23 protein-coding genes are annotated in these 26,470 nt (G+C 65.0%); 12 read left to right on the forward strand and 11 right to left on the reverse strand.

From position 1 onward, the window contains the following. Positions 1-6 precede the first annotated feature (6 nt). Positions 7-492 carry a DUF3592 domain-containing protein gene (locus FPZ54_RS03780; protein ID WP_145845124.1) on the reverse strand — a complete coding sequence of 162 codons (486 nt, stop codon included), beginning with the start codon at positions 490-492 and terminating at the stop codon, positions 7-9. 16 nt (positions 493-508) lie between these two features. Continuing rightward, entirely contained in the window at positions 509-1,417 is a 909-nt protein-coding gene (locus tag FPZ54_RS03785) for a hypothetical protein (RefSeq protein ID WP_145845125.1), read from the reverse strand. 215 nt (positions 1,418-1,632) lie between these two features. Between FPZ54_RS03785 and FPZ54_RS03790 the strand changes: the two genes are divergently transcribed. The 3 genes from FPZ54_RS03790 to FPZ54_RS03800 are packed head-to-tail and all read left to right on the forward strand — an operon-like array spanning position 1,633 to position 4,396. Next, on the forward strand, positions 1,633-2,700 hold the full coding sequence (locus FPZ54_RS03790; protein WP_145845127.1) for a sensor histidine kinase: 1,068 nt from the start codon (positions 1,633-1,635) through the stop codon (positions 2,698-2,700). Then, a complete protein-coding gene (locus FPZ54_RS03795) occupies positions 2,697-3,440 on the forward strand; it encodes a LytR/AlgR family response regulator transcription factor (RefSeq protein WP_145845129.1) in 744 nt (247 codons plus the stop codon). The genes FPZ54_RS03790 and FPZ54_RS03795 overlap by 4 nt, the downstream gene beginning before the upstream one ends. Beyond that, positions 3,437-4,396: an alpha/beta fold hydrolase gene (locus FPZ54_RS03800; RefSeq protein WP_145845131.1), complete on the forward strand. Its 960-nt coding sequence runs from the start codon at positions 3,437-3,439 to the stop codon at positions 4,394-4,396. The genes FPZ54_RS03795 and FPZ54_RS03800 overlap by 4 nt, the downstream gene beginning before the upstream one ends. Here the strand turns inward: FPZ54_RS03800 and FPZ54_RS03805 are convergent. The 3 genes from FPZ54_RS03805 to FPZ54_RS03815 all read right to left on the reverse strand — a co-directional run bounded on the left by FPZ54_RS03805 (position 4,387) and on the right by FPZ54_RS03815 (position 7,130). Next, complete coding sequence (locus FPZ54_RS03805; protein WP_145845132.1) at positions 4,387-4,767, reverse strand: hypothetical protein; 381 nt, start codon at positions 4,765-4,767, stop codon at positions 4,387-4,389. The two genes, FPZ54_RS03800 and FPZ54_RS03805, sit on opposite strands and share 10 nt — an antisense overlap. 85 nt (positions 4,768-4,852) lie before the next feature. After that, positions 4,853-5,158 (reverse strand): hypothetical protein, encoded by a 306-nt coding sequence (locus tag FPZ54_RS03810; protein WP_145845135.1) that lies wholly within the window; start codon positions 5,156-5,158, stop codon positions 4,853-4,855. Between the two features lie 424 nt (positions 5,159-5,582). Continuing rightward, a complete protein-coding gene (locus FPZ54_RS03815) occupies positions 5,583-7,130 on the reverse strand; it encodes an MFS transporter (RefSeq protein ID WP_239019702.1) in 1,548 nt (515 codons plus the stop codon). Positions 7,131-7,563: 433 nt separating this feature from the next. On the opposite strand from FPZ54_RS03815, the gene FPZ54_RS03820 reads away from it, so the two are divergent. From FPZ54_RS03820 to FPZ54_RS03830, 3 genes are read left to right on the forward strand one after another with little or no spacing between them, the layout of a single operon-like run. Continuing rightward, on the forward strand, positions 7,564-9,714 hold the full coding sequence (locus tag FPZ54_RS03820) for an ATP-binding protein (protein WP_145845136.1): 2,151 nt from the start codon (positions 7,564-7,566) through the stop codon (positions 9,712-9,714). Further along, on the forward strand, positions 9,711-10,079 hold the full coding sequence (locus tag FPZ54_RS03825) for a response regulator (protein ID WP_145845138.1): 369 nt from the start codon (positions 9,711-9,713) through the stop codon (positions 10,077-10,079). The genes FPZ54_RS03820 and FPZ54_RS03825 overlap by 4 nt, the downstream gene beginning before the upstream one ends. Then, the gene (locus FPZ54_RS03830; protein WP_145845140.1) at positions 10,072-10,359 is read left to right on the forward strand and encodes an Hpt domain-containing protein; all 288 of its coding nucleotides are present in this window, start codon (positions 10,072-10,074) and stop codon (positions 10,357-10,359) included. The genes FPZ54_RS03825 and FPZ54_RS03830 overlap by 8 nt, the downstream gene beginning before the upstream one ends. Here FPZ54_RS03830 and FPZ54_RS03835 read toward each other — a convergent pair. The 5 genes from FPZ54_RS03835 to FPZ54_RS03855 form a co-directional block, all read right to left on the reverse strand. Next, entirely contained in the window at positions 10,347-11,765 is a 1,419-nt protein-coding gene (locus FPZ54_RS03835; RefSeq protein ID WP_145845142.1) for a glycosyltransferase family 2 protein, read from the reverse strand. The genes FPZ54_RS03830 and FPZ54_RS03835 overlap by 13 nt on opposite strands. After that, positions 11,762-12,802: a HEAT repeat domain-containing protein gene (locus FPZ54_RS03840; protein ID WP_145845143.1), complete on the reverse strand. Its 1,041-nt coding sequence runs from the start codon at positions 12,800-12,802 to the stop codon at positions 11,762-11,764. Before FPZ54_RS03840 ends, FPZ54_RS03835 begins: the two co-directional genes overlap by 4 nt. Beyond that, a complete protein-coding gene (locus FPZ54_RS03845; RefSeq protein WP_145845145.1) occupies positions 12,799-13,896 on the reverse strand; it encodes a YaiO family outer membrane beta-barrel protein in 1,098 nt (365 codons plus the stop codon). Before FPZ54_RS03845 ends, FPZ54_RS03840 begins: the two co-directional genes overlap by 4 nt. Further along, positions 13,893-14,267, reverse strand: coding sequence for a response regulator transcription factor (locus FPZ54_RS03850; protein WP_145845147.1), 375 nt, complete (start codon positions 14,265-14,267; stop codon positions 13,893-13,895). The genes FPZ54_RS03845 and FPZ54_RS03850 overlap by 4 nt, the downstream gene beginning before the upstream one ends. 158 nt (positions 14,268-14,425) lie before the next feature. Then, positions 14,426-16,666: a putative bifunctional diguanylate cyclase/phosphodiesterase gene (locus FPZ54_RS03855; protein ID WP_145845148.1), complete on the reverse strand. Its 2,241-nt coding sequence runs from the start codon at positions 16,664-16,666 to the stop codon at positions 14,426-14,428. A gap of 126 nt (positions 16,667-16,792) precedes the next feature. On the opposite strand from FPZ54_RS03855, the gene FPZ54_RS03860 reads away from it, so the two are divergent. Both FPZ54_RS03860 and FPZ54_RS03865 read left to right on the forward strand, forming a co-directional pair. Beyond that, positions 16,793-17,461 (forward strand): TorF family putative porin, encoded by a 669-nt coding sequence (locus FPZ54_RS03860; RefSeq protein ID WP_145845149.1) that lies wholly within the window; start codon positions 16,793-16,795, stop codon positions 17,459-17,461. Further along, positions 17,461-19,746 carry a TonB-dependent receptor gene (locus FPZ54_RS03865; RefSeq protein WP_145845151.1) on the forward strand — a complete coding sequence of 762 codons (2,286 nt, stop codon included), beginning with the start codon at positions 17,461-17,463 and terminating at the stop codon, positions 19,744-19,746. Before FPZ54_RS03860 ends, FPZ54_RS03865 begins: the two co-directional genes overlap by 1 nt. Before the next feature lie 295 nt (positions 19,747-20,041). Here the strand turns inward: FPZ54_RS03865 and FPZ54_RS03870 are convergent, their stop codons facing one another. After that, complete coding sequence (locus tag FPZ54_RS03870) at positions 20,042-21,589, reverse strand: MFS transporter (RefSeq protein WP_239019703.1); 1,548 nt, start codon at positions 21,587-21,589, stop codon at positions 20,042-20,044. An 849-nt stretch (positions 21,590-22,438) separates the two neighbouring features. Here FPZ54_RS03870 and FPZ54_RS03875 point away from each other — a divergent pair. The 4 genes from FPZ54_RS03875 (at position 22,439) to trbB (ending at position 26,467) form a co-directional block, all read left to right on the forward strand. After that, on the forward strand, positions 22,439-22,813 hold the full coding sequence (locus FPZ54_RS03875; protein WP_145845153.1) for a hypothetical protein: 375 nt from the start codon (positions 22,439-22,441) through the stop codon (positions 22,811-22,813). 245 nt (positions 22,814-23,058) lie between these two features. Beyond that, a complete protein-coding gene (locus tag FPZ54_RS03880) occupies positions 23,059-25,080 on the forward strand; it encodes a conjugal transfer protein TraG (RefSeq protein ID WP_145845155.1) in 2,022 nt (673 codons plus the stop codon). Positions 25,081-25,082: 2 nt separating this feature from the next. Next, positions 25,083-25,484, forward strand: coding sequence for a CopG family transcriptional regulator (locus FPZ54_RS03885; RefSeq protein ID WP_145845156.1), 402 nt, complete (start codon positions 25,083-25,085; stop codon positions 25,482-25,484). Beyond that, positions 25,481-26,467, forward strand: coding sequence for a P-type conjugative transfer ATPase TrbB (trbB, locus tag FPZ54_RS03890; protein WP_145845157.1), 987 nt, complete (start codon positions 25,481-25,483; stop codon positions 26,465-26,467). The genes FPZ54_RS03885 and trbB overlap by 4 nt, the downstream gene beginning before the upstream one ends. Positions 26,468-26,470 lie beyond the last annotated feature (3 nt).

Below are 26,470 nucleotides of genomic sequence, written 5' to 3' on the forward strand. Positions count from 1 at the left end.
GCGCGCTCAGGCGAGGCCTGCAAGCAGCGCCGCGCCCAACCCCGCAAAGCCACCGCCGACGATCACCATTGCCGCCGCTACGAAAAGGCTCGGCTTGTCGAGAACCGGTGCGCTGTCCTGAGGTTGAGCGGGGTCGTACCAGAGGTCGATCATCTTGCCCGGCGGATGCGCCAGCAGCCACTGCTGCGCCGGCGGAAACAGCGAGAATCGAAGCGCCGTACAAAGGGCGGTTCGATCCCCCTCGAACACCTGCCCTTCTACCGCGTAGCGATACCGAAGCTTTGGCTCATACCAGGTCGTCGAATCGCCGTCGCTATCGGTACTCTCGCGATCGATCAGTTGCGCATCGATCACTTCCGCATCGGTCCGCTTCCAGTGCGCCTTTGCGCTGGCGAAACGCCGTCCTTGCTTGCGATAGCGGTGGATACCGAACCAGGCGATCGGAATGCCGAGCAGGATCAGACCCAACGATACCGCGGTAAATGTGTCCATTTCCTTCCCCCCCAACTCAGCTGCCGAACCGCGCGATGCACTGGTCGCCGATCTGGTCGAGCCGCCCGGACTCGGCGACCGCCTTGATCGCGGCCTCAATCCCCTCGGGAGCGGGTGTGGGCATCGCCGAGAACCGCGCGTGCACAGTGCGATAGGCTGCCGCGTAACGCTTCGCGAGCGCGCTCGCCTTCGCGCCCTTCGCCAGCCCGCCTTCTTCCGCGAAGCTCAGGACATCGTCGCAGATCGTCAGCGCGGTGGCGTCGTCCGTGGGCAACGCGGCCGCTGCCTTGTCGATCTTCGGATCGCTCCTGCGGCACTCCGCCGCCCATGCCCGGGCCGTACCGGCGGTCATCACCTGCCCGAGCCGCGTGGTGGCGTCGTCATTGGCCTTGGTCAGCTTGTCGGCGCCACCTGCAAGGATCGCCGCCTTGTGCAGCAGATATCCGGCCTGCGGATCATAGATGATGCGTGCCTCGGCATCCATGTCCCGGCCGCCGAGATTGTCGTAGGCGATCGCCGCCGCGCACACGACCGTGCGTTCATAAGGTTCGCGTGGCAGCTCAGGAACCGGTTCCTCGTCGATGCCATAGGCCTTGAAGCACGTGTTGATGGTCGTCGCCCAGTGCGACCCTACCGCCGACTGGATCGCCGCTTCGGTTCCCAGCGCTTTGCCTGGATCCTCGTTGCTCCCCGGGAAAAGCGAGTAGAAGCCGTTCGCATTCGCCAGTTCGCGGCCCTTCGCCGACACCCGATCGAAGCGTTCCTTGTCCTTTAGCGGCGTCGCCCCGATGAGCATTACCCCTGCGCGGGTGCACAGCAAGGCGCGCTCTTTAGGGTCCTCGGGCAGGTCGCCAAAGTCCCGCGCTCCGCAGCCGGACGCCAGCAACGAAGCGGAAACGAGCAGAATGATCGGAAAGCGGGTCATAGGCCTCTCGTGCGACGATAATGCTGATCCTGCTTGCAGTCCGGCGGTCCGGGCACGAGCGGCGCGCGACCAGCGGGGCGCTGGCGCCGCCCGGCGGGCCTCAATGCGACAAAAGCGCTTGGCAGCACGACCGAATTGCCGCATTCCCGACAAGGGCTGGGGCGAATTTTCCATAGCGTACAGAGGTTTGCGTGCAGCGTATCTTGCGTAGCATCATGCGTGGAACCGCCATCCGGCTTTGTGCGGTGCTGTGGCTGTTCGGATATGCTCTGGTGATCGGCGGCGCGATTGCTCAAGGGCGTTTTGCGGGCGGCATGATGGTGGCTGCCAATGTCCCGCTGCTGCTGCTCGGCATCGCGCAGGCCGGGGCGCTTAGCCTGCTGCTTGACCACCTGGAGGAACGGGCCGGACACGTAAAATGGCTGCTCATGGCGATCGCCGGACTGGTAGCGGCGATGATCCAGACTTCAGCCGACCAGGCGCTGCTTCAGCTGCTTGCCCTCACCATAGTGCCGAGCTGGCAAGACTGGGCGGTCGGTATGCAGCCCCAGCGTCTGGTGCTGATGCTGATCCTCTATTGCTGGACCATGTATCTGTCGATCGCGCTCGTCTGGGCTGCGCGCGCGACCGATATGGCCCGGCTGAACGAGGCACGTGCGATAAGCTTTGCCGCCGCGGCGAGCCGTGCCGAGGCGGCGGCGCTGCGGCTTCAGCTCAACCCGCATTTTCTGTTCAATACGCTCAACGGGATCTCCAGCCTGGTGGTGCGGGGACGCGATGACGAGGCGGAAGACATGCTCGGCCGCCTAGCCGACTTTCTGCGTGCGGCGTTGGTCTCGCGACCTGATGCGATGGTGCCGATCGCGCAGGAGCTGGGGACAATCCGCGCCTATCTGGAAATCGAACGCGCCCGCTTCGGCGACCGGCTGAACCTGACGATCGAGCTCGACCCCGGTCTGCAGGAACTGCTGGTTCCGAATTTCCTGCTCCAGCCTCTGGTCGAGAACGCGGTGCGCCATGGCGTGGCCGAGACCCAGGGACCGGGGAACATTCGCATCAGCGTGACCGGCGATGGCCGGGTGGCTCGCATTGAGCTGTTCAATACCAGCACTGGCCGCGGTGGTGCAGGACGGGGTCACGGTATCGGCATCGAAAACAGCCGGAGGCGGCTCCAGCTGCATTATGGGGACAGGGCAGTAATAGGACATGGCCCTGTGGCGGACGGGTATCGGGTCGCGATCGACCTTCCGATGGCGGCACACGAACGAGAGAAGGTGGCATGAGGATCGCGATCGTCGATGACGAACCGCTCTCGCGCGAGCTGACCCGCACATTGCTCAGCGAAGACGGCGGCATCGAGATTGTCGGGGAGGCCGACAATGGCCTTGCTGCTCTTGCGCTGATCGCCGATGCGGCGCCCGATGCGGTCATCCTCGACATCAGCATGCCCGGCAAGACCGGTATTCAAACCGCGATCGAGCTGGTGCCGCAGGACATCGACATCGTGTTCCTGACCGCCCACGAGGAATATGCGGTCGATGCCTTCGAACTGGGTGCTGCAGATTATGTGCTAAAGCCACTCCGCCGGCTGCGCCTCGCCAAGATGTTGACGCGGCTACGCGAGCGCCAGGCCGCCCGACGCGCCGGAGCGCCGGCGCCGATCGCCATGCCAGTCGAATGCCAGGAAGAGGATGTGTTCTGGGTGCCGGTGCGCACCGGGCTCGCGCGCGTCAGCGTCGAGAGCATCCAGCGTGTGGAAGCGGCGCGCGACCATGTCTATTTTCATACCGCCGACCGGGCCTATCTCTACCGGATCACCATGGCGGAGCTGGAATCGCGAATGATCGCCGGTGGACTGATCCGCGCGCATCGCTCGGCCTTTGTCCGGCCATCCGCGGTCCGGGGAATCAACCGGAGAGGGAAGGTTCTCAAGCTGACCCTGGCAGATAACAGCGTGGTCCCGGTCGGACCGCTGTACAGGTCCCAGGTGCTGGCCGCCGTCACCGGGGCGATCGAAGAGTGAGCGGGGCGCAGATCGGGGCGCTGTTGCGGCGGCGGGTGCACGACGATGCGTCGGTCGGATGGCACGAGACCGACGATGCCTACCCGCTTCGCACATTCCGGTGGGAGGCGGACGCGCCGCGCGGATCGATCTTGTTCCTGGGCGGACGCGGCGACTTTTTCGAGAAGTATCTCGAGGCGTTCGGCCATTGGCGCGCGCGTGGCTGGAATGTCGACGCCTTTGACTGGCGCGGGCATGGGGGGTCGCCCCGCCTGACCGCAGATCCGCTGATCGGCCACAGCGGCAGTTTCGCGCGCCTTGTCGCCGACCTCGCCGAAATCGCCACAGCGTGGCGGGACCGCACGGCCGGGCCACATGTCGTGATGGGCCATTCGATGGGCGGGCATCTGCTGCTGCGCGCGCTGGTCGAACGCAGGATCGTGCCCAATGCGGCGGTGTTGCTCTCGCCAATGATCCGTATCCGTACACCGCTCGGCGTTCGCCTGAGCGAGGTCATCGCTTCCTGGCAGGTCCGTCGCGGCAATGGAGCGCGCGGGCCGTGGAAGGAAAGCGCGAGCGCGGCAAACCAGGTCGACAGCATGTCGATGATGACGGGAGACCTCGAGCGGTATCTCGACGAGCAGTTCTGGCTGGACGAAAATCCGGCATTTCGCCTGGGGCCGCCGAGCTGGAGCTGGCTGGCGGAAGCGTTTTCCTCAAGCAGGAAACTGCGCGCAAACCCGGAGGTCCGGGGCCTGCATCTCCCTTTGCTGCTGATGGTCGCCGATCGCGATCGCCTGACTCATAGCGGGGCCGCGCGACGCCTGATTGGGCAACTTCCGAACGTCACCGTGCGTCGGTTCGGCAAGGGCGTGGCGCACGAATTGTTGCGCGAGCGAGAACCGGTGCGAAGCGTGGCAATGGCGGCGATCGACGACTTTCTCGCCGCGATCGCCGCCCCTGGGGGTCAGTTCTGAGTCCAGACCCGCAGGTTCAGCCCCCCCGCTGAAACGACGTTGCCACCGCCTGCCGACACGACATTGCCACCGCCCGCCGCAATGACGCCGCTGGCGCCGTTCACCACCGGATAGTCGCGGCCGTTCACGTTCACGACTGCATGTCCGTCCTTGATCGTGATCCGGCTGCCCCGCGGTGCCTGGATCGTGACCTGCTTCTTCTTGTAATAGGGGTATTGCGGCCCGTTGTTGTTGTCCCAAGGGGCACAGCCCCAAACCAGAATGTTGATCACGCCGTTGCATCCGGTGCCGGCGTGAGCGGGGGAGGCAAAGCCGATGGCAGCAGCTGCGGCCAGTCCGGCCAGGGCAAGCTTGACAGGCGTTGAAGTCATGATGGTTTCCTCGCTGAAGTGAGGGGTGCCTTGTCATCCGCTAGTCGCTGTCTTGACCAGCAGGGCACGACGGCAATGCCCGTGCTTACGACGAAGATGCGTCTGGACGGGATTCGGTTATGCGGGCGAAGAGACGCAGCAAGGCCTCCAGCGCGACCGCGATCCCGCCGCCCACTGCTGCGCCGAGCAGCAGCATGACCGGGGCAAACAGCGCGAGCGCGAGCCACTCGCCCGGCGATTGAGGACCAGCCGGACTGTGGGCGCCGCAACAACGGACCGAAGCCACGAGGTAGACGAGCGCGACAACCAGCAGTTCGAACGACGCGAAGCCGATCCAGCCGGCCAGTTTTGCGGATCGGCGCAATACAAATGCTTTGGACGAGATCGTCATCGTCGTTCGATGCCACGCACTGCGCGAGGCGCCAGCCGTTCGCTACAACGGCGGTCGGATCGCGCATAAAGCGACGAAATCGGCCTGGCTCGCGACTAAAGTGCGCCGGGAATTTCAGCGCTGACTTTGTCCCGCGCGGAAGAGCGCCGCGACGACGGTGAGATGTTCATCTCCGTAATCGGGAAAGACGAAGTGAGGGACCTCACTGAGGAGCAGCACGGAGACCGCAGCTTAGGCCCCTCCCTGGCAACGCCCGGGAGAGGCCTAAGCTCCTCTGCGGGCGTCTGCTTCGCGCCTCACCAGTGCCGCCGTTCGCCATCCTTTCGATGAATCCCAAAAGCGGCCACTGACTGAGGTGGTGGGGAATCGGTTTTGGTAGGAACCTGATTTGCAGGAGCAATTTGATAAGCGAACGAGCGTCGCTCTACTCCGCTTCCAGCTCGCGGAGGCTGCGGCCGCGCGTTTCGCGCCCGAACCAGGCGATCATTCCGGCAGACACCGCCGTCGGAACTAACAGCGCCAGCGCTGCACCCACCAGCGTCGGTGCGAAGCCCGCGGGGGCCGCAACCTGTACTGCGACCCCGCCGAACTTGCTGCTCCCCGCCACCAATCCTGTTGCCCGCCCCCGGGTGCCGAGGGGATAGTTTTCCGCCGTGAAGGGCAGCAGCACCGCGATGGTCCCGTTAGTGCCGACGATCAGCATCGCGATGACCGCGATCAGCACCGGCTCCCAACTCAACAGCGACGGGGGCAGCATCGCACCGATAAGGCCGGCAAAGGTCAGGCCGACTGTGCCGACAAGTGTCCATTTGCTGCTCCGACGCGCATAGAATAGCGCGGCCAGCAAGACGGTGGGGAACGCGAGCAGCGATGATTTGGCGAGAATTCCGCTCGCCACTTCGGCGCTATAGCCGCGGGCCTGCAGGTCCGATGGAAGCCACAGCAGAAGCCCGAAATTGACGAAACTCCAGCACAGCGCAGTCATGACGAGCGCGGCGGTGAGGCGGTGATGTTCGGTGCTTGTTGGCGTATCGGCCGGGGCCTCGATAGGTCGCGGCTTAGGCGCTAGGCCGAAGCGCTTCTGCATCTGCGCCAGTTCGGCTTCGCGGCCGCGTTCGGCGAGAAAGCGTGGCGTTTCAGGAATGAACCGCGCCAAGGCGAGCAGCAACAATCCGCTTGGAAACCCTTGGAGCCAAAGCGCGCGCCACCCATAGACCGGCTCTAGAACATAGGCCGCCCCGCTGGCGGCGAGATAACCTCCGACCAATCCCATGCCCCCGACCAGCACCAGCACCCAACTACGATGGCGCGGCGGCATCACTTCGGCGAGCAGCGTGTAGATCACAGGCAGCATCCCGCCTGCCGATATGCCCATGAGAAAGCACATCACCAGGTTCCAGGCGAAAGCCGGCATCGCCCCGCAGATGGCGGTCGAGACGAACAGGATCGTCGAAAGCAGGATCGACACGCGACGACCATAGATGTCCGCCAGCCAGCCCCACAGAAACGAGCCGACGGTAGTACCTGTGAGCGCGACCAGGGGCAGCAACGCGACCTGCGAGCGCGCAATGCCGTATTCGGCTGCCATCCCGGGCAGCACGAAGCCGAGCGTCGCGGGCTTCATGACGTCGATAATCAGCCCCAGCGTCAGCACTAGCAGGGTTGCGGCGTGCCAGCGGCCGAGCGGAGTCGTGTCCGGAGCTTCGTAATTGGTACCGGCATGATCGCCATGGCCGCCCCGTACCTTGGGCAACGCCCCGAAACAGGCGAGCGGCACGCCGATCACGATCAGGACCATGCCCAGCCCCATGCTGGCGTCCATCGGCATCCCGTTGAGGTGGTTGCCCATGCGGTGCGCCATCGCCAGCATTGGCAGATGCAGCAGCACACCAGCGCTGATCGCGGCGCAACCTGCCCAGAAATAGGGCGCGCGCTCTCCGACAATCGATGTACTTCCCCCTGTACTCCCCATCGACTTAGGCTAGGCGGAAGTCTCCGTCCCGACAAGCCACCCCGGCACCGCAGACGCGGTCCGCACGAGGCGTTTGCGACCAATCGATTCTGCTGCTTGCCAACGGCAGCCTTCGCTACGCCTCAGTAAAATGGCGGTCATTCCGGTGTCGGCCCATGAGCGGCCTGTCTGGCTTCAGCGAGACCTCCCAGTCGGAAGGCGCCCTAAAGTCGCAATTCGAGACCATTCTTGCTGCCTGAAAGCGGACGTCAGGGTGCTTTCGAGCTAGCCGATGCTGCCCACGACATTCCGCTGCGTGGGACGACGGGAGGCCAAGTGCCTACATTAAACAATTGGATTTCGCCCCGTTTATGCAACCTGAGATTGACGCCGTCTCACTTACGCGCCGATAAGACGCCTCTGGCCGCCGTGTTTGAGAGTTCGAGGTGCCGCCATGAGGCAGATCCGCTGGGGTCGTATCAGTGTCATCGCAGCGACCGCGAGCGTGCCGGCGATCCTGCTCGTTCTTACATCTCTTGCGAACCGGGGGTTCGACGAAACCGAGCGGCTGCGCGTCGAGGTCGAGCGCTCCTATGAGACGCGCGCCGCGCTTGGACGGGTGCTATCGCTGCATCAGGATATCGAGCTTGGCCAGCGCGGCTATCTGATAACGGGCGACGAAGCCTTTCTGCGGCCCTATCGCGATGCAGAGCGCGAGGTGCGCCAGTCGCTCAATGCGTTGGCGAAGGCAGATATCGACCCGGCGGACCGCGCGCTGCTCGCGCGGCTCGAAGCCACGTCAGATGCGAAGCGCGACTTTGTGGGCCGGACCATCGGGCTGTACGGTCGGGGCGAGCGCGAGGCAGCAAGGGCGCTGGTCAGCGGCGGTGAAGGCAAGCGCCTGATGGACCGCCTGCGCACCGACATCGCCGAACTCTCGCGTCTCGAGCGGTCGCGCCTTGCCGAGCGGACTGCGGTCGCAGCGTCGGCCCGAAACCTGTTGCGCATTCAGACGGTCGGGCTGCAGATTGCGTTGATCCTGCTGCTCGCGCTCGCCGTGTGGCTGGTCCAGCGCAGCAATGCGGCGCGGCAGGCCGCCTTGCGGCGCGCCGAGGATGCCGCAGCCCGTCAGGAGATCATCTTCGACAGCGCCAAGGACGGGATGATCGTGATCAACCCGAGCGGGAGTATCGAGAGCCTCAATCCTGCAGCGGCGGCGTTGTTCCGATATCAGCCTGAGGCGCTGCTGCGTCGCGACATTGGCGTGTTGTTCGAAGTTGCCCCGGATCGCGGACGGGTGGAGAGCTTTCTGCGGCGCCTTGGCGCAAACCGCAAGGAAGGGAGCGGACAGGTCCAGGAATTCGTGGCACGCCGCGCGGACCTGACCACCGTCCCGGTGGAAGTATCGATCAGCCCGGTGCGCCTTGCCGAAGTCACGCTGTATCTCGCCGTCATTCGCGACATCAGCGAGCGGCGAGAGATGGACCAGATGAAGACCGAGTTTGTCGCGACGGTCAGCCATGAGCTGCGCACGCCACTCACCTCGATCGCCGGTTCTCTCGGTCTGATCACCGGGGGCGCCGCCGGCGAGCTGCCGTCCAAGGTCGCCCGGCTGGTCGGGATCGCACACAGCAACGCGGCGCGACTTGTCCGCCTGATCAACGACATCCTCGATATCGAGAAGATTGAGGCCGGGCGCATGCAATTCGATATCCGCCCGTTGCCGCTCGACGTACTCTTGCAGAATGCCGTGCACCAGAGCGCTGGTCTCGCCGGGCAGCTCGACGTGCATCTCGAGCTGATCGCGCCGCCGTCGGACGCGGCGGTGCTCGGCGACGAAGACCGTCTGATGCAGGTATTCGCCAATCTCCTGTCCAACGCGCTCAAATTCTCGCCGACCGGCGGGGTCGTGACCGTTCATGTCCGCCCACTAGACCGCCGCTACCGGATCGCGATTGCCGACCAGGGCAGCGGCATTCCCGAGGATTTCCGCGACCGCATTTTCGGCAAGTTTGCCCAGGCCGACAGTTCCGACACGCGGCAGAAAGGCGGTACCGGGCTGGGGCTCAGCATCGTGCGTGAGATCGTTCAGCGACTCGGTGGATCGGTCAGCTTCGAATCGAACGCGGGACGCGGGACGGTGTTCTACGTCGATTTGCCCGCAGCAACCGCCCCAAGGATTGCGGACGAGGCGGCACCGGTTGCCGAGCCGGTGATCGAGCGCGCGCCGACTGCGACGCTTCCTGTTATTCTCCATGTCGACGACGATCCGGACATGCTGGACGTCCTCGCCGATGCATTCGAGGGCCGCGCGACATTGCGCTCGACCCCGAGTGTCGGGGAGGCGCGCGCGATGCTCAAGCGAGAGCGGATGGACGCCGCGATCCTCGATATCGGCTTGCTCGACGGATGCGGGACCGATCTGGTCGCGCCGCTGCGCGAAGGCCAGCCCGACCTTCCGATCATCGTCTTCACCGCACAGGAGGCGGATCAATGCGGCTCGACCGGTATCGATCTGGTACTGGTCAAGTCGCGCGCCACGCTCGACGTTCTCGTGAACGAGACCATGCTTCGGATCGCGCGGCGGGAGGAGGCGAACCCATGATCCGGATCCTCTATGTCGATGACGAGGCGGATATTCGCGAGGTCGCGCAGCTGTCGCTAGAGCTGGATCCTGATCTCGAGGTGCGAAGTTGCGCGTCGGGCGCGGAGGGGCTGGAACTCGCCGCGGGATGGCGACCCAACCTGATCCTGCTCGACGTGATGATGCCGGGCATGGATGGGCCGACCACCTTCGCGCGTCTGCGCGAGCAGCCCGAGACCGCCGGAATTCCGGTGGTGTTCATCACCGCCCGCACCCAGACGCAGGAGGTGCAGCGTTTTCGCGAGCTCGGCGCGAGGGGCGTTCTGGCCAAGCCGTTCGATCCGATGACGCTCGCCGATCAGGTGCGCGCGCTGCTCGATGGCTGAGTTCGAGGCGCGCATGGCGGCGCTGCGCACGCGGTTTGCAGCGCGTGCGACCGCAGAGACCGAAGCGATCCGGAGGCATCTCGCCGCGGGCGAACGGGAGGCGTTGCGCGACATCTGCCACTGGCTTGCCGGTACCGCGGGAACATTCGGCTATCCGGCGATCAGCGACGCCGCGTCGCGGGTCGAGGAAGCGATCGAAGCGGGCGCGGGGGACGCTGCCTTCGAGCATCTCGCTGCCGCGCTGCTGCAGGAACTGGACGCTCTCCCTCAGGAGCGCTGAAACCCCTTGCGCACCATCATGCCCCAACCCTGCTTCTTGCGCACGAACTGCCACCAGCCGCGCAGCCGCCAGAAGTTGTTGAGCTGGCGATAGCCGAAATTCTCGGCGATCGCCGCGAGCGTCAGCGTCGCCAGGTCGCGTGCATTCTTGAGACGGCGCAGCTGGATTTCCTCTAGCACCAGCGTTGCGACGCTGATGAACACGCCAAAGGTAAACACCACGGCGATGAACGCGAGCAGATATTCGATCGAGATCAGCCCGAGCAGCCATAGTGGCGGCACAAGCGCATAGCCGACCACCTCGACGATCGGACCAATCACGTCGACGACCCAAACCTGCCCGAAGCCGAAAAAGCCGATCCGGCCATATTTCGGGTTGAGGAACATGTCGCCATGCTTGCGATAGGTTTCGAGCGACCCGCGCTGCCAGCGCGCGCGCTGATTGGCGAGGATCGAGAGGCTTTCCGGTGCCTCGGTCCAACTGACGGGCTCGGGGATATAGGCGATGCGATAGTCGCGCTTTCGGTCGCGCATATAGCGGTGAAGCTTGACCACCAGCTCCATATCCTCGCCGACGGTATTCTGGCTGAATCCGCCGACCTCGATCGTGCTGCTGCGCCGGAAGAGACCAAATGCGCCCGAGATGATCATCAGCGTCTGCATCTGGCTGAGCCCGAGCCGCGCCATGAGGAAGGCGCGGAGATACTCGACCACCTGGAACAGCGCGAGCAGGTTGCGCGGCAACCGCGCCTCGATCAGCCGGCCATGCTCGATCCGGCAGCCATTGGCGATGCGGATGGTGCCGCCGACCGCGACGGTCCGGATCGGGTCCTCGACAAAGGGGCGGACGACGCGGATCAGGGCGTCGGGTTCGAGCAGCGTATCGGCATCGATCACGCAGACCAGCGGTGCGCGCGCGACGTTGATCCCTGCGTTCATCGCATCGGCCTTGCCGCCATTATCCTTGTCGATTACTAGCAGGCGCGGATAGGCCGGGTTGGCATAGAGGCCGCGGATCGGTTTGCTTTCAACTGCCAAATCGAGATAGCGCCGCACCGGCTTCAGGTCGAAATGCGCGATCAGTCGGGCGAGCGTCGCATCCTTCGACCCGTCGTTGATCACCAGCACTTCGAACTCGGGATAGTGCAGGGCGAGCAGCGCCTCCGCGCTCTCGATGATCGTCAGTTCTTCATTATATGCGGGCGCAATCACCGCGATGGGCGGGGCCAGGTCGGCATAGCGGTCCCACAGCACCTCGGTCGGCTGCATTGCCGGGCGGCGATGGAGGGCGACCGCCGCAAAGCCGAGTTGAACGATATAGAGCAGAATCTGAATCAGGCCGATGGCGATGACGAACCAGGTGACGATCTCCGCGACCGTATAAAGCCAAGCAGGGAAAACGATCATGGCGCGATCCCCTTTTCTGCGAGGATCGCCTCCGCGACTTCCGCCGCGACCCCGCCGCCGCGCTCGGCAGCATCGCGCAAGCGCGCGATGCCGGGCGCGCCGATCGCCACCAGCGCTTCTGCGGAGCGGAACCGGACCCACCATTCGGCATCGCCAAGCATCGCGGCGAGGGCATCCGCGGCATCGACCATCCCAATCCGGCCGGCGGCCTGGGCTGCGGCGGCGCGTGCCGCCATCGATTCGCTCGACAGCGCAAACCGCACCGCCTGCGCGCCGCTCGGGTGGCCGAACTGGCCAAGCGCGTGGATGTAGCGCGGAAGCTCCTCGGCCCCGTCGCGCGCGGCAAGCGCCAGGTCGGCGATGACCGGCACCAGAGAAAAGTCACCGGTTTCCGCCAGTGCCTCGACCGCGGCGACGCGCACCTCGCTATTCTGATCCAGCTGCAGCACCAGCGCCCTGATCTCCTGGGGCCGCGTGCGCGCGATCGAAGTGAACAGGCTCACCGCCAATCGCGAAGACTGCCCGGCGCCAAGCTCGAGTTGCTCGACAAGATCGATCAGCTCGAACGCTTCGCCCTTGTCGGCGAGAGCCTGCGCTGCGGCGAGCCGGATGTTACGGTCGCGGTCGCCCAGGGCCCGGCGCAGTGCCTCGCGCGCGCTCATATCATCGAACTGCGCGAGCCCCTGTAGTGCGTACATCCGGTCGCGCGCGGCACCCGCGCGCATCCGCCGTGCAAGCCGCTCGGGCACGCCCAATTGCGTCGCGCTGGCGATGAAGGCGGCGCGTTCGGGACCACGGACAAGCTGCATCAGGTCGAGCGACAGGTCGGCGATGACATGATCAGGAACGCGGCGGAACAGCTCGCGATCGATCTGCTCGCCCGCGAGCAGAAGCGGTGTGAGCCGTCGCCGCGCGGCCAGGTGCCGGCCGCCGCGCCAGTGCGCCAGCAGCCGCAGCAGGACCAGCCCGCCCATCACTACGACCGCCGCCACCGCCAGCACCAGCGAAACGGTCCAGATCAGCAGCAGCGGACTCAAAATCTGAAGCCGGCACCGACGCCGAACTGGGTGCGGTCGGCGCCGGTCGCGCGGTCCTCATGCGCCAGCGAAAGCCGCAGTGTCGCGTGTGGCGACATGTCGATGCTAACGCCGCCGAAGACGCTGCGCACCGGGACCACAATCCCTTCGTCGGTATCGGGTGCGTCGCTGTAGCCGACGAACACGCGCAGCGGATCGCTAGCCTGCAGATCGCCGCGCAGCGCAAAGCCGGAGCGGTGGCGACCGCGCTCGTCGAACAGATTGATCCAGCGCGCGGTGACCCAGAACCGCCCGCCCAGATATTGTTCGACCCCCGGGGTCACGCTCTGGACGTCGCCCAGCGCAAACCGCGCCTGCCGCGCGTCGAGGGTTAGGACTGTCGCATAGGGTCCGCTGCGCACGCGCGCCGAGCCGCCCAGCCCGACCTGCCACTCAGGCCGGAAGTCGGGATCGGCGGTGCCGCCAAAGCTCAGATAGCCGCGCAGCCCGTCCCCAATCGCCCCTTCGACCAATGCCTCGCCATAGACGTCGGTGCGGCCAAACCGTCGCGCATATTCAACGCGCGCGCCGATCGCGGTGCTCGGGTTGGGGCGGTAACGCAGCTGGGCTGCGGCCTCGGTCCAGTCGGGCTGCGGTCCGGACAGGTCGCTCAGGCTGCCCTCGAGGTCGATCTGCCAGTGGGCGGGGAGTGGCTCGGTCGCCAGCTGTCGACGCAGTTCCGCGGCATCGGCGTTGGCGGCGTCAACAGGTTCGAGCGCGCGCCCCGCCCCAGCAATATCTCCGCGTCGCTGCGCAATCCGGGCGAGGCCGATCCGGGCATCGCTATAGTCGGGCGCGACCGACAGCGCGGCGCGGAACGCCGCCTCGGCGGCGTCGAGCTGTCCGAGCGCCAGCTGGGCCAGGCCCAGTTGCACCTGCGCGTCTGCGTTCCGCGGATTGGCCGCGACGACAGGCTCGAGCAGCTCCACCGCGCGCGCCGGATCGCCGGCCAGCCGCGCCGACACTGCCGACTGATAGGGGTCTGCGACGCTCGCTTGATCCTGCGGCAATGCGTCGATGGGGAGGGTGAGAAGGAGGGCTGCGGCGCTGATCATTTCAGCTCCGGCAATAGCCGTGCAAGTCGCATCATCAATTCCTCCGGGATGAAGGGTTTGACCAGATAGTCGCTGGCGCCGAGGTCAAACGCATCGACGATGTCGCGCTGCTGCTTGCGCGCGGTCAGCATGATGACGGGAATCGCGGCGGTTTCGGACTGTCTGCGCAGCCGCCGCAACACCAATTGGCCATCCATTACCGGCATCATCGTGTCGAGGATGATCGCGTCGGGCAGATGCTGTTCGGCCAGCTCCACCGCCTGCGCCCCGTCGCGCGCGATCAGAACGCGATAGCCCTTGTTTTCGAGACGAAAACTGAGCAGCTCGACGAGCAGCTCATTGTCGTCGCATATGAGGATCGTCCTGTTCACTACGCCACGCCCCGGACAATTCTTACCCAAAATGTAGCGTCAAAGCGGGGCTTGGGCCACCCAAACCAAGGGTGAGCCTGACTCGTTCCGGCGCAGCTATGGTGCGCTTCGGCAGGATAGTCCTGCGAATTAAGAAAGGGTTAAGATCGAGCGGGCGCTCATTGCATCGCAGCGCGACGCAATTCGATCGCCGGGTTCCGATACAGCAGCGCGGCGATGGCAGCGGGGCTGAGCGGGCGGGACAGCAGATACCCCTGCAGCGAGGTGCAGCCGGCATCGGCAAGGAAGTCGCGCTGCTCGTCCGTTTCGACGCCTTCCGCTGTGATCTGCATGCCGCTTGCCTTGGCCAGGTCGACGATGGCGCGGATGATCGCACTTCCGCCACGCCGCATATCGATGCCGTTGACGAAGCTCTGGTCGATCTTGATCCGGTCGACTTCGAAATTGCGCAGGTGGCTGAACGAGGAATAGCCCGTGCCGAAATCGTCCAGCGCGATCCGTACACCTGCCGCGCGCAGCCGGACCAGCGTGGCCTGGCACGCGCTGGCGCTCTCGATGAAGCTCGTTTCGGTGATCTCGATCTCGAGCCGCGAAGGTTCGAGCCGGGTGCGCTTGAGGATGCCCAGGATTTCCTCGGCCAGTTCCTCGTCGCGCAACTGCACCGCTGAGACATTGACCGAGATGCTTGGCAGACGCAGACGGACCGCGTCGGCACAGGCACGTTCCAGCACCCAGGTGCCAATCCCGTTGATCAAGCCACAGGCCTCGGCGATCGGCACGAAGGTTGCCGGAGACATCATGCCGCGGACCGGATGCTGCCAGCGCAACAGCGCCTCCGCCCCGATGATCTGACCGCTTTGCGCCGCGTAGAGCGGCTGATATTCGATCCGAAGCTGATCACCCGCATCGAGGGCGTCTCGCAAATCAGCCTCGATCTCGCGCCGATGGCGTACACCGGCGTCCATCTCCTCGCGAAAGAACATGTACCGGCCGCGGCCTGATGCTTTTGCTTCGTAAAGCGCGATGTCCGCCTTGCGGGCCAGCTCGGTCCGCGTCGTCGCGTCAGCCGGCGACAGGGCAACACCGATGCTGACGCCCACACTCGCCTTGCTTCCGGCGAGGTCGAACGGCTCGCCGACCGCCTCGATGATGCGCAGACACAGGATCTCCGTCGACGCTGCAGATACCGCCCCGGTCTGGATGACCGCGAACTCGTCGCCGCCGATGCGCGCAACCACGTCGGTTTCGCGCGTGACTTCGACAAGCCGACGCGCTGTCGCAACGATCAACTCGTCCCCGGCGGGATGTCCGAGCGTGTCGTTGACCTGTTTGAACCGGTCGAGATCGAAATAGAGGAGGGCGACCTGCGCGTCGTTCGCCTGAGCTTTGGCGAGTATGTGCCCGAGCCGATCGTCGAACAGGGCGCGGTTGGCAAGCCCAGTGAGCGGATCGTGAAAGGCGAGGTGCTGTGCCTGCGCTTCGCTCGCTTCGAGCGCCAGCGTGCTGCGCCGAATCCGCAACAACAGCCATCCGACCATCGCCAGGATCATCACCAGCGCACCGATCGCGAACGGCGCGATCCGCCGTGCCATGAGTGCACCCGGACCAAAGGGTTCCCAGACGATATAGCCGAGGGGCTTCCCGGTGCGATCGACGAGCGGCGCCGCACGATCCGATCCGATGGGATCGAGCGCGGTTGCGAAGCGCGCGTTGGTCAACTGATAGGCCTCGGCAAACTCCTTGAGAAAGCTGCCGTCGAGCCGACGCACGCTGACATGAAAGGGCGGCTTCATCCCTGGCGTGATGTTGCCTTCTTCGTCGAGGATCGCCTTGACGCTGACGATCGCGGGATGGCCGCCGATGCGGGCGATGGCGTAGCTGTCCGGTGTGCGCTGCGGTACCGTAACGGAATGGGGGAGGGGGCGCGTGAGCTTGTGGACAAGGTTCTGGACCAAGGGTGCGACGACCACTCCGACGCGTTGACGATAGTCTCCCGGCGAAATCCGTTTGCCGTCGCGCATCGCGTAGATCGGCGCGCCGGAAGCATCGAGAACATAGGCCTCGTCATGCCCGTAATAGCTGTGCAACCAGACCCCGAGATTGTCGTCGAGCCATTTGAAATCGGGTCGGGGCGCGGTGACATGCCGCAGCGCCTCGTCCCAGATCGTCACCCCTTCCTGATCATGTGCGATCGCAGCGGAGCGCTGCTTCAAGACCGTCTCGATCAGGGCCTGCTGGCGATCACCTGCGAGCTTGTTCGCCTGACTCGCCGAAAGAAGCACCACGGCGGTAAGCGCGATGGCGAGCGTCGCGACCGCGGCGATAGCAGGCAGGGCTACACGGGCCAGAAAGGATTGGTCCTGCCGCCTGTCGGGTCTGAAAGTCGCGGATTTGGACATGATCCGGACAGCTAGGCCGGCATCCTTTCTAAAGGATGAAATTCCACCCCTGTGTTCGCACGATCGTATAAGTTTTGCAGTAACTTAACGCGATGTTATGGTGGCCGGGCGCATGGCGCGGGCACCATGATCCCGCCGCATTCTCTTGTCGTCATTTGGCTCTTTGCGATCATTACGGGCGGGACCGCGCGCCCAGCTTTCGCGCGTGATGTTAGCGCGGAAGTGGCAATCGTCACCGACTATCGCTTTCGCGGTCTCAGCCTGTCCGACCATATGCCCGTCATCCAAGGCGGAATCGGTGTCGAGCAGGATGAGTGGCAGGCGCAACTGTGGGGCTCCACCAGGGCGGATGGCGCCGCGGAAGGACGCGAGATAGACCTGTATCTTGGCCGAGCCGGTTCGGTCGGTGCCCTCGTCTACGAGGCGGGCGCGCGCGCCTATTTCGTCAGAGGGGCTCCCGCCTATCTCGAAGTGACCGCGCAATTCGGCCGAGAGCTTGGCCCAGTCCAGATCGCCGCGGAGCTGAGCTATGCACCAGCGCAGGCCAGACTTGGCGACAATCTCTATGGGGCTGCGACGTTGTCCGTGGCACCTTTCACCGGGCTCACGCTGAGCGGGCGGGCCGGGATCGAGGATAGCGCGACCTATGGCCCGAAAGGCGACTGGGAGCTCCGTGCTGCATTCGAGGCGGAGCCACTGCTCCTCAGCGCCGCGATCGTTCAGGCGCGCAGCCCCTTACTGACTTTGCAAGAGCGCGCCCCGGCGGGCGTCTTTGCGCTCCAGCTGGGATTTTGATGATGAAGTTTGAAATCGCCTCGCTGGCGTTCACCCTCGCTGCTTCCGGGGCATCGGCCGATGAGTTGCCTGAAGTCCTTCCGGTGGAGGAGGTCGTTGTCACCGCGCAGCATCGTCGCGAACCGATCGGCGAAACGCCGATCGCGATCAGCGCTTTTGACGGCAGCTTCGTGGAACGTGCCCGGCTCGACGACATCAAGGATCTTGTGGCCTTCGCCCCGGGTTTCGCGGGAGCCTCGGACGATAGCTATATCGAGGATCTGGCGGTGCGCGGCATTGCGTCGAACGACTATGGCATTGGCGGCGAGCCATCGATCGGGATCTTCAAGGACGGGATTCATCAGGGCCGCACCGGCTCGGCAGTGACCTCGCTCTACGACATCGAGCGCGGTGAGGCACTGCGCGGGCCGCAGGGCTTTCTGTTCGGGCGCAATGCCATCTCCGGCGCGATCAGCGTCGTGACGCGCAAGCCCGAGTTCGACCGGTGGAGCGGGGTCCTGGCTGCAGGCTATGGCGAACCCGACCGCGTCGAATTCGACGGGGCGGTGAATATCCCGCTGGGTCCGAACTGGGCGATGCGGATGGCCGGCTATTTGCTCAACACCGACGGCTGGATCGACAACGCGGCGACCCCGGGACATGACCGGATCATGCACCAGTCCAAGGCTGCGGGCCGCGTCAGCTTGCGCTACGAACGGGGCGCACTCAATGCCTGGATCATCGGCGAGCATGAGCACCGGCGACTGGACGGTACGCCCTATCGCGCCGCCAATGCCGACCGCGAAGTCATTGACGCGATTGATGCGGCGCTGGGAACCCGAATTGTCGTGCGCGGCGACGGACGGTCGATCGACAGCGATCTGCTCAACCCGCGCGACGACGGCGATATCAGCAGCCTTACGGCGCAGGCCGAGCTCGATCTGGGTTTCGCGACACTGACGGGCATCGCAGGCTATCGCGGCCACCGCTTTGTTTATGAAGAGGACTATGATGGCACCGCCGAGCCGTTCGGCATCTATCGCCAGTTTCAGTCAGGCACCTATGCAAGCGGTGAGTTGCGGCTGGTCTCAAGCGCCAACGGCCCGCTGAGCTGGACGGTCGGCCTGTCCGCCTATCGTGAAACCGTGAATGCGCGCTTCACGGACGAGGCGGATGAGCGCTACATCTGCCTTGCCGGTTATGGCTATGCGAGTTGTGGCGCGCTGACGCAGGACCTGTTCGGCACGGTCTATACCCCTTCCGCCGACGGCATGTTCGTTCAGCCCAACCATGCACGGAACGTCGCGACCGGAGTTTCTGCCTATGGCGACGTCAACTACTGGGTTTTGCCGCGCCTGCAGCTGGGTGCCGGGCTCCGCTACAGCTGGGATCGCAAGCGCTTCGCGCTTGACGTGCCGCAAACCACGAGCAGCCTCGGCAACATCTGGACCTTTACCTATCGCACCGATGGGTTCGTCGAGGATGCGCGGAGCTGGCAAGGCGTGACCCCGCGCCTTTATCTGCGCTGGAAAGCTGAGGAGCGCGTCAGCATCTACGCCAGCGTGTCGCGCGGCTACAAGGCTGGCGGCTTCGGGACGTTCACCCTTGAGGCACCATCTCCGATCGACGATTTCGGATTGGTTCCGACGGGCACGCGACCAGATGCGTTCGATCCAGAAACCGTGTGGAGCAAGGAGCTGGGGATCAAGGCGAGCCTCGCGCAGGGCCGGTTGCACTTCGATCTCGTTGCCTTCGACTATCTTTACTCGAACCTGCAGACCAACTTCTACAACACCGAAACCCGTGCGCAGGAAGTGATCAATATCGGTGAGGTGCGCGGGCGGGGCATTGAGGCGGCACTCACCGCGCGGCCCGCGACCTGGTTCGACCTTCGCTCCTCGCTTACATGGACGCGGACGCGCACGCGTGGCGACCGAGGCTGCGCACTCGACGATTGTGGTGGATTGACCAATCCCGAATGGGCGTCGAACGGCGTTGCGACCTTCCGCTATCCGCTCGGTCCTGACGAGGCGAGCCTGTCGATCGAGTGGATGTGGCAAGGAAAGTCGCGCGAAGCATGGGACTGGCGCGGCATCGTGCGACGGGACCCGGCGGTCGTTGCCAACCTTGTGCTCGGATATCGCTGGGGGCGGCGGGTTGAGGCGAACGTCTACGTCCAAAATCTGTTCGACAAGCTGTGGTACCAGGGCGTACTAAACGGCGGTGACCTAGACCCTGCTTCCGTCTGGGGCGTATCGCAGCCGCGCAACATCGGCATCAACATCAGGATAGGCGGAAGGGGCTAGTGCCTTCGCCCGTCGGACCCGAGGGCTGGAAATCTCGATGTAGCGGGCGGCAATGGTCGTGGCGCTGAGCGTTAGCCCGCAGGCGATTGGATTCGCGATACATACCGTCCGCCGTCGACCCATGAGCGGCCTTGCTGCCATTGCTAGAACCAGCCAATCCGCAAAGCGCCCCAAGTGCCGCCGTTCGCCATACCTTCGATCAATCCCAAAAGCGGCCACTGACCCAGGTGGTGGGGAATCGGTTTGGGTAGGAACTGATTTGCAGGAGCAATTTGATAAGCGGACGAACGTGGGTCTACTCCGCTTCTAACTCGCGGAGGCTGCGCCCCCGGGTTTCGCGCCCGAACCAGGCGATCATTCCGGCAGACACCGCCGTCGGAACTAACAGCGCCAGCGCTGCACCCACCAGCGTCGGTGCGAAGCCCGCGAGGGCCGCAACCTGTACTGCGACCCCGCCGAACTTGCTGCTCCCTGCCACCAACCCTGTTGCCCGCCCCCGGGTGCCGAGGGGATAGTTTTCCGCCGTATAGGGCAGCAGCACCGCGATCGTCCCGTTAGTGCCGACGATCAGCATCGCGATGACCGCGATCAGCACCGGCTCCCAACTTAACAGCGACGGGGGCAGCATCGCCCCGATAAGGCCGGCAAAGGTCAGGCCGACTGTGCCGACGAGTGTCCATTTGCTGCTCCGACGCGCATAGAACAGCGCAGCCAGCAAAACGGTGGGAAACGCGAGCAGCGATGATTTGGCGAGGATTCCGCTCGCCACTTCGGCGCTATAGCCGCGGGCCTGCAGGTCCGATGGAAGCCACAGCAGAAGCCCGAAATTGACGAAACTCCAGCACAGCGCAGTCATGACGAGCGCGGCGGTGAGGCGGTGATGTTCGGTGCTTGTTGGCGTATCGGCCGGGGCCTCGATAGGTCGCGGCTTAGGCGCTAGGCCGAAGCGCTTCTGCATCTGCGCCAGTTCGGCTTCGCGGCCGCGTTCGGCGAGAAAGCGTGGCGTTTCAGGAATGAACCGCGCCAAGGCGAGCAGCAACAATCCGCTTGGAAACCCTTGGAGCCAAAGCGCGCGCCACCCATAGACCGGCTCTAGAACATAGGCCGCCCCGCTGGCGGCGAGATAACCTCCGACCAATCCCATGCCCCCGACCAGCACCAGCACCCAACTACGATGGCGCGGCGGCATCACTTCGGCGAGCAGCGTGTAGATCACAGGCAGCATCCCGCCTGCCGATATGCCCATGAGAAAGCACATCACCAGGTTCCAGGCGAAAGCCGGCATCGCCCCGCAGATGGCGGTCGAGACGAACAGGATCGTCGAAAGCAGGATCGACACGCGACGACCATAGATGTCCGCCAGCCAGCCCCACAGAAACGAGCCGACGGTAGTACCTGTGAGCGCGACCAGGGGCAGCAACGCGACCTGCGAGCGCGCAATGCCGTATTCGGCTGCCATCCCGGGCAGCACGAAGCCGAGCGTCGCGGGCTTCATGACGTCGATAATCAGCCCCAGCGTCAGCACTAGCAGGGTTGCGGCGTGCCAGCGGCCGAGCGGAGTCGTGTCCGGAGCTTCGTAATTGGTACCGGCATGATCGCCATGGCCGCCCCGTACCTTGGGCAACGCCCCGAAACAGGCGAGCGGCACGCCGATCACGATCAGGACCATGCCCAGCCCCATGCTGGCGTCCATCGGCATCCCGTTGAGGTGGTTGCCCATGCGGTGCGCCATCGCCAGCATTGGCAGATGCAGCAGCACACCAGCGCTGATCGCGGCGCAACCTGCCCAGAAATAGGGCGCGCGCTCTCCGACAATCGATGTACTTCCCGCTGTACTCCCCATCCACTTAGGCTAGGCGGAAGTCTCCGTCCCGACAAGCCACCCGGCACCGCAGACGTGGTCCGCACGAGGCGTTTGCGCCAATCGATTCTGCTGCTTGCCAACGGCAGCCTTCGCTGCGCCTCAGTAAAATAGCGGTCATTCCGGTGTCGGCCCAATCTCGGTCACTCGAGAAGCGTTTCTCGCTCCCTGAACCGGTTGTTTCGCTCACGAATCACGGGACTCATGATGTCACCCGTGGTCGGTTTGATGAAAAGCGCGGATCGAACTATGCTTGCTGATGGAGCGGCTCACGATCATATTCGCGCCATGACTTGGAGACGATCAGCCACTCTTGCGCTCGCCGCAGCCGCGATGTTGGCGACGAGCGCACCTCCGCAGCTTCACGCTCAAAGCGTAACACCGGCAACCGTGCTAAGCGGCCGGTGCCAATATCCCGATCGAGTGGCCCGCTTCCGCCAGGAAACATCTTTGATTCTATGCAACACGGTTTCGATCAGCCAGGAAGGTGACAGCGCAACGCTCGATTTTAGTCAGAGAAGCTGGGGCTCGATGATGCGGTTCGCGGGCGACATGCGCGATAATCGGATGATCATCAGTAGAGTGTTCTTTCGGGACGGCAGCTCCACCGCTGCATCGGGAACATGCGAGACCTTCCACTCCAACGGGGAACTATCGGCCGTGGCCTGTCTCGCGAGGGCCGGCACTCGGAGCTGGGCCGCCAACTTCATACGATCGCGCTTCTAGAGCGTTCGGTAGGCGTTAACGTGCGCGCGGTGGGGCCAATCTAACGAGCGGACCGGCAAGAAGCGACCCCGTTGCGGACATCATGGAACGAGGTAAATTCGTGCGATGAAAATCATCCGCACTTACAACTTGTTACTGGGCGTCACGCTGTGTCTTGCTGCGCTCCTCGCAATCGGTTCAATGGCGCACGGAATGAGCCGCTACGCCGAAGAGCCGGAAGATGTTTGGCTCTTGGCCTTCTGGGCTGCATTTCTCACGCCGCTCGCAGCATTGTTTCTCGCGAACGGACTTCATCGCAGGTTGGCTGGCTCAATCTGGCTCAGGGGCGGCAACATGCTCGGCGTATCGGCGATCTGCTTGTTCGTAATTATCGGACAAGCCGATCCTGTCATCCGTGTTGCGGGTGCTTTGGCTGTTCTCGGGCCGCTACCTGCATTGTTTCTGTCACAAACTCGGGCTGCTGGCGAGCACGGCAGCTAACCACCCAGTTTCCGCCGCCAGGCGCCGTCCCCGGGGCCGCCCGAAAGCCGGCCTGCGGCTATAAACAGTTCCTAGCCAAGACCTGCCGTTCAGCAACCGGCCCAATTGCAGACTTCGGCAGTCCGTCACTGATGGCACCAAGAATGTGCCCGGTGGCACGAGAGGGACTCTGACGATTTGTTCGATTGCGGGCGATTCATGGGGTCGAGCCCGCCGCGGTGAGTCGCATGCGGGAGGAGGCCCGCATGACCCCGACCAAACTTTTGCTCGGCCAGATGCTGATCGTCGCGCTGATCGTGGTGGCGGGCGTCTGGTTCGCCACCCAATGGGCAGCGGCGGCGCTGGCCTATCAGCCCGAGCTCGGCGCGCCCTGGTTCAAGCTGGGCGGCGTGCCGGTCTATGCGCCATGGGCGCTGTTCCCCTGGTGGTTCCATTTCGATGCCTACGCCCCGGAGGTCTTCGACGAGGCCGGAGCGATCGCTGCGGGTAGCGGGCTGCTGGGATGCGGAGCTGCGATCTTCGGGTCGATCTGGCGGGCTCGCCAGCAGCGCCATGTCACGACCTATGGGTCGGCGCGCTGGGCTGGCTTGCGGGACATTCGTGCGGCGGGGCTCGCAGCAGATGCAGGCGTGTTTCTGGGCCGTTTGGGCGCACGCTATCTGCGCCACGATGGGCCCGAGCACGTCATGGCGTTCGCGCCGACACGGTCGGGCAAGGGCGTCGGGCTGGTCGTTCCCACCTTGCTCGGCTGGACGGGTTCTACGGTCGTTCACGACATCAAGGGCGAGAATTGGGAAGTGACCGCCGGGTGGCGCTCCGCCTTCTCGCACTGTCTGCTCTTCAATCCGACCGATGTGCGCTCGGCGCGCTACAATCCGCTACTCGAAGTGCGGCGCGGCGCAGACGAGGTGCGCGACGTCCAGAATATCGCCGACATCCTGGTCGATCCCGAAGGCGCGCTCGAGCGGCGCAATCATTGGGAGAAGACCAGCCATTCGCTGCTGGTCGGCGCGATCCTCCACATTCTCTATGCCGAGCAGGAGAAGACGCTCGCCCGCGTCGCGACCTTCCTGTCCGATCCGCAACGCTCCTTCGCCGCGACGTTGCGCATGATGATGACCACCAATCATCTTGGCAGCGAGGACGCGCCGGTCGTCCATCCGGTGGTCGCGTCGGCAGCACGCGAGCTGCTCAACAAGTCCGAAAATGAGCGTTCGGGCGTCCTCTCGACCGCGATGTCGTTCCTCGGGCTCTATCGCGATCCCACCGTCGCAGCGGTGACCGCAGCATCGGACTGGCGGGTCGAGGACCTGGTCGCGGCGGCACATCCTGTCTCGCTCTATCTGGTGGTGCCGCCCTCGGACATCAGCCGCACCAAGCCGCTGATCCGGCTTGTCCTCAACCAGATCGGACGGCGGCTGACCGAGCAGCTCCATGCCTCCGGCACGCCAGGGCGCCACAAGCTGCTGCTGATGCTCGACGAGTTTCCGGCGCTGGGGCGGCTCGACTTCTTCGAGACGAGCCTCGCCTTCCTCGCCGGCTACGGGGTGCGCGCCTTCCTCATCGCGCAGAGCCTCAACCAGATCGAGAAGGCCTATGGCGAGCACAACGCGATCCTCGACAACTGCCATGTGCGCGTCGCGTTCGCGACCAATGACGAGCGCACCGCCAAGCGGATTTCCGACGCGCTCGGCACCGCCACCGAGCAGCGCTCGATGCGCAACTATGCCGGGCACCGGCTCGCGCCCTGGCTCGCCCATGTCATGGTCAGCCGGCAGGAGACTGCGCGCGCGCTGCTGACGCCCGGCGAGGTGATGCAGCTGCCTCCGAGCGACGAGCTGGTGCTGGTGGCGGGCCACCCGCCGGTGCGCGCGCAGAAGCTGCGCTATTTCGAGGATGATGCCTTCACCGCGCGCAGGGTAGCACCGCCGATATTGGGGGCGGACGGCCCGGCCGATCTGCCGTCAGCGCGGCCCGACGACTGGTCCGGCCAGGTCCGGCCGGTCGACGCGCGGCTGTCGCCGAACCCGGATGAGAGTGAGGAGATGGACGGCGGGCTCGAACAGGCGCGCCACCCGGCGCAGGAGATTGCGCCCGTCGCGACGGTCGATCTGGCGCCCACCGACCCGCTCGGCCTGGGTGACGATGAGGGGGACCCGGCTGCCGACAAGCGCGCGATGGATCGCTCGGCGAGTGAGGCTGCGCGGCGCGTCTATGGGATGGACGCAGGCTCGGCGCGGCCCGGCAATCTCGAGCTGGACTTTTGACCATGGCCGAGCGCGTCCGCCACCAGTTGTTCCTGCCCAGGCCCCTCAGCGACCGGCTGGCGGCGCTCGCGGCCAAACCGGGCGCATCCAAGTCGGCGATCCTCGCCGACGCTGTGACCGCGTGGCTCAATCGTCGCGGCGCGTCCGAACTCGAGGATCGCTTCGCGTTGTGGCTCGACCGGATGAGCAATGCTCTGGCGCGGATCGAGCGCGACGGCAATGTCGCGCTCGAGACGCTGGCGCCGTTCATCCGCTTCGAGCTCTCGATCCAGGCCCCGCTCGCCGAGAATGATGCGGTCGGGCGGGCGCTTGCGCGCGAGCGCTTCGAAGCATTCGTGGCACCGGTCGGTCGGGCCGTTGCCTCGGGGCGACGCACCATGTGGCCCGAGGAGAACGCGCGATGAGCGCGGCTCTGTCCGCCGAACGCCGACGCGCGATGCTGCGCACCGCGATGGGACCCGTCATCGCGGACGCGATGGCCGATCCGCTGGTCCTCGAGATCATGGTCAACCCCGATGGCGCGCTTCGGTTCGACCGGCTCGGCGAGGGCCGGGTCGACACCGGCGTTGCGATCGACGTCGCCCAGACCGAGCGCATCATTCGGCTCGTGGCGAGCCACGCGCGGACCGAGGTACATGCCGGGCAGCCGATCGTCTCGGCCGAACTGCCGCCCCATATCGACGGCGGGGCAGGGGAGCGGTTCGAGGGCGTGCTGCCGCCGGTTGCCACCGGCCCCTGTTTTTCGATCCGCAAGCCCGCGCAGCGCCTCCATACGCTCGGCGACTATGTCGACGAAGGCATCATGGCGCCCGACACCGCGGACAATTTGCGCGCGGCGGTCATGCAGCGCCTCAACGTCCTCGTGGCGGGCGGGACGAGTTCCGGCAAGACGACGCTCGCCAATGCGCTGCTCGCCGAGATGGCATGGATCGATACCCGCGTCATCCTGATCGAGGACACGCGCGAGCTGCAGAGCCCGGCGCGCGACACGGTCGCGCTGCGCACGCGTCCAGGATCGGTGTCGATGGCGGATCTTGTCCGCTCGACCCTGCGACTTCGTCCTGATCGGATCATTGTCGGCGAAGTGCGCGGCCCCGAAGCGCTCGACATGCTCAAGGCCTGGAACACCGGCCACCCCGGCGGGATCGCCACGGTCCATGCGAACTCCGCGAACGCAGCGCTCTATCGCATCGAGCAACTGGTGCAGGAGGCCGTTGTCACCGTCCCCCGGTGCCTGATCGCCGAGGCGATCGACCTCGTCGTCTTCATCGCCGGGCGCGGTACCGATCGCCGCGTCGAGGGCGTCTCCCGCGTCGTCGGGATCGACCCGGACACCGGCGCCTACGCGCTCGCCCCCTTTTCCTTGCCCCCAACAACAGGAGCCTGACCC

The organism is Sphingomonas suaedae (assembly GCF_007833215.1).
Classification (GTDB): Bacteria; Pseudomonadota; Alphaproteobacteria; order Sphingomonadales; family Sphingomonadaceae; genus Sphingomonas; species Sphingomonas suaedae.